This is a genomic window from Neptuniibacter marinus (assembly GCF_001597725.1).
Classification (GTDB): domain Bacteria; phylum Pseudomonadota; class Gammaproteobacteria; order Pseudomonadales; family Balneatricaceae; genus Neptuniibacter; species Neptuniibacter marinus.
The window spans coordinates 101,943-108,465 of record NZ_LUTR01000008.1; the positions used below are offsets into that span (position 1 = coordinate 101,943).

At 44.5% G+C, this 6,523-nt stretch carries 6 protein-coding genes; all 6 read left to right on the plus strand.

What is annotated here, in order from left to right:
- Window positions 1-6 precede the first annotated feature (6 nt).
- The 6 genes from hflX (at window position 7) to A3774_RS08105 (ending at window position 6,408) form a co-directional block, all read left to right on the plus strand.
- Window positions 7-1,311, plus strand: a complete 1,305-nt coding sequence (gene hflX / locus A3774_RS08080) for a ribosome rescue GTPase HflX (RefSeq protein WP_075107935.1) — start codon at window positions 7-9, stop codon at window positions 1,309-1,311.
- A gap of 132 nt (window positions 1,312-1,443) precedes the next feature.
- Window positions 1,444-2,634 carry an FtsH protease activity modulator HflK gene (gene hflK / locus A3774_RS08085; protein ID WP_067865944.1) on the plus strand — a complete coding sequence of 397 codons (1,191 nt, stop codon included), beginning with the start codon at window positions 1,444-1,446 and terminating at the stop codon, window positions 2,632-2,634.
- A complete protein-coding gene (gene hflC / locus A3774_RS08090) occupies window positions 2,634-3,506 on the plus strand; it encodes a protease modulator HflC (protein ID WP_067865947.1) in 873 nt (290 codons plus the stop codon). Before hflK ends, hflC begins: the two co-directional genes overlap by 1 nt.
- 127 nt (window positions 3,507-3,633) lie before the next feature.
- Entirely contained in the window at window positions 3,634-3,831 is a 198-nt protein-coding gene (locus A3774_RS08095; protein ID WP_067865948.1) for a DUF2065 domain-containing protein, read from the plus strand.
- A gap of 66 nt (window positions 3,832-3,897) precedes the next feature.
- A complete protein-coding gene (locus A3774_RS08100; RefSeq protein WP_067865951.1) occupies window positions 3,898-5,073 on the plus strand; it encodes an ATP phosphoribosyltransferase regulatory subunit in 1,176 nt (391 codons plus the stop codon).
- A 39-nt stretch (window positions 5,074-5,112) separates the two neighbouring features.
- Complete coding sequence (locus tag A3774_RS08105) at window positions 5,113-6,408, plus strand: adenylosuccinate synthase (protein ID WP_067865953.1); 1,296 nt, start codon at window positions 5,113-5,115, stop codon at window positions 6,406-6,408.
- Window positions 6,409-6,523 lie beyond the last annotated feature (115 nt).

Sequence of the window (6,523 nt, forward strand, 5' to 3'; positions counted from 1 at the left end):
TAATAATTGTTCTTTGAGCGACCGAAGAGTGGCGAATGCGCCATATTAGTACACATGAATTTGGCAGCTGCTGCTGACCAAGAAAGTCCAAAGGAACTCGAAGAGCTGGCATTGTCAGCGGGTGCAGATCCGGTTGAGTTTCTTACCGGGTCTCTTGGGCATCCGAACCCTAAGTTCTTTATTGGTCAGGGCAAGCTTGAAGAGCTAAAAGTATTGGTTGATCATCACAACTCCGAGGTTGTGATCTTTAATCATGCTTTGAGCCCTGCTCAGGAACGAAACATTGAACATGAAATTCAATGTAGAGTGCTGGATCGTACAGGGCTGATATTGGATATATTTGCTCAGCGTGCGCGTACTCATGAGGGGAAACTGCAGGTTGAGTTAGCGCAGTTGGATCATATGTCGACTCGTTTGGTTCGAGGCTGGACCCACTTAGAAAGACAAAAAGGTGGTATAGGTCTGCGAGGTCCAGGTGAAACCCAGCTTGAGACTGACCGGCGTCTGCTTCGAGCACGTATGAAGTCTATTCATAAGCGCTTAGAAAAAGTTCGTAAACAGCGAGATCAAGGGCGGCGCTCAAGAAAACGTGCCGAAGTCCCAACACTCTCGCTGGTTGGCTATACCAATGCTGGTAAGTCCACACTGTTTAATTCTCTTACAGCCTCTGAGGTTTATGCGGCTGATCAGCTTTTTGCGACGCTTGATCCTACATTGCGCCGTATAGAAATTGAAGATGTTGGATCTGCGATATTAGCTGATACTGTTGGTTTTATTCGTCACCTTCCGCATAAGTTAGTTGAAGCATTTAGAGCAACATTGCAAGAAACGATTGAAGCAACGTTGCTGTTACATGTTATTGATTGTCATGATGATGACAGGCACGAGCATATAACTGAAGTTGAACACGTTTTAAGTGAAATCGGTGCTGATGAGGTTCCTGTACTTGAGATTTATAATAAAATAGATCTGCTTGAGGGGCGTGAAGCAAGAATTGATCGTAATGAAGAAGGTAAGCCCATTCGAGTGTGGCTTTCTGCTGTTGCAGGCGTAGGTCATGACCTGTTATTTCAGGCTGTGAATGAGTTGCTTGCGGATGATGTTTATCATGATCGTGTCTCTTTGCAGCCAGACGAAGGGCAGTTTAGAGCAAAGTTATATGAAAGCGGTGCGGTGCTTTCGGAGCAAATGGATGATAAAGGGTCTATTGTTCTTGAAGTACGTATACAAAAGAAAGATATGTTACAAATTTTGAGTCGGTTGGGTATGTCTCGGGAACGTTGTTTCCCAATGGAGGTCAATCCTTATTGATTTAATTTGATTGCTGGAGCTGTTTTGTGAATACTTCGGGTATTGCGAAGGGCTGAGTAATATCAATCGAATAATACTTATTGAATTTGTGTGTTTTAATTTAGCTAACTAGTTGTTTATACGGAGTGGCATATGGCTTGGAATGAGCCTGGTAATAATGATAATAAAGATCCTTGGGGTAGTGGTAATAACAACCGTGGGGGCAATAAAGGTGGTGGAGATCAGGGGCCGCCAGACTTAGATGAGGCGTTACGGAAATTACAAGATAAGCTGAGTGGTATTTTTGGTGGTTCTGGTAAACGTAGTACTGGAAATGGCGGTGGTTCAAGCACCCCCTCGGGTGGTGCTGGCTTGTTCTGGATTATTGCGCTTATTGCTATCGTGATCTGGGCTGGTATGGGGGTGTATACCGTCGATCAGCAAGAACGAGGTGTAGTGCTACGTTTAGGTAAGTATAACGATACTGTTGGCCCTGGTTTGCAGTGGAATCCGCCGTTAATTGATCTGGTTGAAAAAGTAAACGTAACGCGTGTACGTACGCGTGATCATCGTGCGCTTATGTTGACTAAAGATGAAAATATTGTGGATGTTGAAATGACGGTTCAGTACGTTATTACTGACGCCAAAGGTTTTGTGCTAACCGTTAGAGATCCTGAAGCGAGTCTTTCTAATGCTGCAGAATCTGCACTTCGTCATGTGGTTGGTTCTACCAATATGCATTCAATCTTAACCCAAGGTCGTGAGCAGCTGTCTATTCAAGTGCAGGAACGCTTGCAGGGTTATATGGCTGATTATGGTACAGGTCTGCGTATATCTAAGGTCAATATTAAAGAGGCTAAAGCACCTAACCAGGTTCAAGATGCATTCGATGATGTGATCAAGGCGCGAGAAGATGAGCAGCGTGTTAAAAACGAAGCTGAATCTTATGCGAATGGTATTATTCCAGAGGCTCGTGGTCAGGCGCAGCGTGTGTTAGAAGAAGCAAGTGCATATAAAGAGCAGGTTGTTGCCCGCTCTGAAGGTGATGCTAAGCGTTTTACGGCATTGTTGACTGAGTATGAAAAGGCTCCTGATGTTACTCGTGAACGTTTGTATTTAGATACAATGCAGGAGGTGCTTGCTGCTAATCCTAAGGTTCTTGTAGATGTTGAGGGTGGTAATAACATGATGTATTTACCGCTTGATAAGATTATGCAGAATCGTCCGGTATCGGCAGATGCTAATTCGCCAGTTCGTCTAGATAGTCAAAGCTTGAGAGAAGTGACTGATCAGGTGGTGGATGAGCTTCGTATAAGACAGAGTACACGTAGGGAGGGTCGATAATGCAATCTAAATCTATGGTAGGCCTAGCTTTACTGGCTGTTGTTGTTTTGTTGGCTCAAAGCTCTCTTTATATTGTTAAAGAAACTGAACGTGCAGTATTGCTGAAGTTTGGTGAAGTTTCTGAGGCTGATGTTGCTCCGGGATTGCACTTTAAAATTCCGGTTATGAATAAAGTGCGTAAATTTGATTCGCGTATTTTAACGTTGGACACGCGTCCGCAAGCGTATTTGACGCTAGAGAAAAAGCGTTTGATCGTTGATTCTTTTGTTAAATGGCGTGTATCAGATGTGCAAAAGTTCTATACGGCTACATCAGGTGATGCACTGAAAGCGGCCCAATTGCTGTCTGACCGTGTTGATACAGGTTTACGTAATCAGTTTGGTGAGCGTACTGTTACTGAGGTTGTGTCAGGTGAGCGTGAAGAGTTGATGCGTGAACTGACTAATAAGTTGAGTTCAATAGCGATCCAGGAATTTGGTGTTGAAGTGGTTGATGTACGTGTTAAACGTATTGATCTACCGCAAGAGGTATCTGAATCAGTTTATGGACGTATGCGTTCAGAGCGTGAGCTTGAAGCTCGTGAGCTTCGTTCTCGTGGTAAAGAGTTAGCGGAAGGTATCCGTGCGGATGCTGACCGTCAAAGAACGGTTATTGAGGCTGAAGCTTATCGTGAATCTGAAGAGCTTCGCGGTGAGGGTGATGCGGTTGCGGCAAATAACTACTCTAAAGCCTATTCAGCTAACCCAGAGTTCTACTCTTTCTATCGTAGCTTGCAGGCGTATCGCGAGTCATTTTCTCAAAGTGGCGATGTGCTTGTCTTAAAGCCTGATAGCGATTTCTTTAAGTACATGGGGCAGCCTAGTGTACGTTAAGAAATGTTGATGTAAAAATGCACAAAAAAACGGTTCAGGGGAAGGCATTCCCCTGATTCCGTGATAGAATACGGCAGCCGGGTTAAAGCCCGGTTTTTTTGTGTGATAAGATTGGGGATATTAAGTAGTGTCATCTGAATTAGTTGATGGTTTGGTGATTGGTTTCTGCTTGATGCTTATACTCGAAGGTATTATTCCATTCCTCTATCCGCAGCGTTGGCGCAATCTTGTTCAGCAGCTTGCGCTTGTCAGTGACCGATCTCTGCGTTTTATCGGCCTTGGCAGTATGCTACTAGGGGTTTTTCTTCTCTACCTAGTTCATTAAAGATTTATTGAAGTATCGGGTATTTGCCCGGTGTGATGTTTTTTTTTGAGATATACGGAGTACCACATGGCATTGGCAGATCGTTGGCTGCTACCGGAAGGTGTGCAAGAACTTCTTCCTTCGCAAGCCCGTCGCGTTGAAATTTTACGTAGGCGTCTATTGGATCTGTACGAACATTGGGGTTATGAGCTCGTTATGCCTCCCTTGTTTGAGCACCTAGAATCTCTGCTTACTGGTGTTGGTCGTGATTTAGAGCTCAATACGGTTAAAGCTACGGATCAGATGAGTGGCCATTTGATCGGTGTACGTGCAGATATTACGCCTCAAGTTGCACGTATAGATGCTCACCGTTTGCGTGAATCGGGAGCAACACGTCTTTGTTATGCTGGTCCTGTTGTTCATGCTATGCCAGCACAGCCCTTAGCTTCACGTAATCCTCTGCAAATTGGTGCTGAACTTTATGGTCACTCAGGTATTGAGAGTGATGTAGAGGTTATCTCTCTTATGGTTGAGACTATGCAGGTAGTAGGTCTTGAGCATGAGCTGAGTATAGATTTAGGTCATGTAGGTGTGTTTACTGGGTTAATGGAGATAGCTGAGCTGACTGACCAGCAGCAAGATCAGTATCTAGATATATTAAGCCGTAAGGCTTTGCCAGAATTAGAAGTGTTTGTAGCCTCCTTAGATGCGCAGCCTATCATTGCTCAGTGTTTATTAGCGTTACCACGTTTAAACGGTGGTGTAGAAGTGCTTTCTCGTGCTCGTACATTATTTGCTGAAGCGCCGAAGCGCGTACTCGATGCAATTGAGTATTTGCAGCAATTAGCTGATCGTATTGCGTTACGTTTCCCTGAATTGGATCAATATTTTGATCTGAGTGAATTACGTGGTTATAACTATCACACGGGTGTTGTTTTTGCTGCGTATACCCCAGCGTTTGGGCAAGCGATTGCTAAAGGCGGTCGTTATGATGAAATTGGCCGAGATTTTGGTCGTGCGCGCCCTGCAACGGGTTTTAGTGCTGATTTGCATAGACTGGTTGAGCTCTCTAAAGAGGTTGCTTCGAGTCTTGAGGTAGTTTTGGCGCCAGTTGAGGAAGATGCTTCGCTTTTAAATAAAGTGAAACAGCTCCGTTCAGAGGGTGTTTGTGTGATTTATGCGTTGTCTGGTGTTGAATCGGCAGCAAAGTGTACCGCTCAGTTAGTGCGGTGTAATGGTGAATGGATCGTTAGTGATCTGTAACTTGTATTAAATTTTTTAAGTAATCTCAAGTAGGCAGCAATGGGCAAAAACGTAGTCGTTCTGGGTACCCAATGGGGTGATGAAGGTAAAGGCAAAATCGTTGATTTGCTAACAGACCAAGCATCAGCAGTCGCTCGCTTTCAAGGCGGACATAATGCTGGGCATACGTTGGTTATAGACGGTGAAAAAACTGTTTTGCACCTGATTCCGTCGGGGATATTACGCGACAATGTCGTGTGTATGATTGGTAATGGTGTAGTGCTTTCGCCGGAAGCGCTGTTGAAAGAGATTAAAGGTCTTGAAGATGCAGGGGTTCCTGTACGTGAGCGTTTGCGCTTAAGCCCTGCTTGTCCTCTTATTCTCCCTTATCATGTTGCATTGGATCAGGCGCGAGAACTTGCGCGTGGTGAGGCAAAAATTGGTACAACAGGTCGTGGTATAGGTCCTGCGTATGAAGACAAAGTTGCTCGTCGTGGTTTGCGTTTGGCTGACCTTATGGATAAAGAGCGCTTTGCGGCTAAGTTGAAGGAGGTTTTGGCGTATCATAACTTCCAGCTTGAGCATTATTATAAAGTTGAGCCGGTTGACTATCAGACTGTTCTTGATGAAGCGTTGGCTATGGGTGAGCAGATTGCACCTATGGTTGCTGATGTGACAGCGATGCTTCATGACTTGAGAAAGGCAGACAAGAATATTATGTTTGAAGGGGCTCAAGGATCATTATTAGATATTGATCATGGTACTTATCCATATGTTACCTCTTCTAATACTACTGCTGGCGGTACTTCTACGGGTAGTGGTTTTGGTCCGTTGTACTTAGATTACATATTGGGTATCACGAAGGCTTATACAACTCGAGTTGGGGGTGGGCCTTTCCCTACGGAGCTTCATTGTGATGTGGGTGAGGGCTTAGCAGAGCGTGGGCATGAGTTTGGTTCTACAACCGGGCGTTCCCGTCGTTGTGGTTGGTTTGATGCGGTTGCGTTGAAACATGCGATTCAAATTAACTCTGTTTCCGGTCTTTGCTTAACTAAGTTAGATGTTTTGGACGGCATGGATGAAATTAATATCTGTGTAGGTTATAAGGACTCTGAAGGTAATTTGGTTACTTCCCTAAGCGGTAGTGAAGACTACGAAGTGGTGGAACCTGTTTACGAAACTATGTCGGGCTGGAGTGAAAGTACGGTTGGTGCTCAATCAATCGATGAGTTGCCAGCAGCTGCTGTTGCTTATATTAAGCGTATTGAAGTGCTAATTGAGGCGCCTGTAGATATCATTTCTACTGGACCTGATCGTGTTGAAACGATTATTTTGCGTAACCCTTACGAAGTGTAATGGTTCGTTCAGATATAAAAAAACCGGCATTAGCCCACTGCTGTCCCATAGTTTTGGATGGTAAATGAAAAAGCCTGAGATCCACTGGTAAACTGTTGTTACCACACACCAGTTA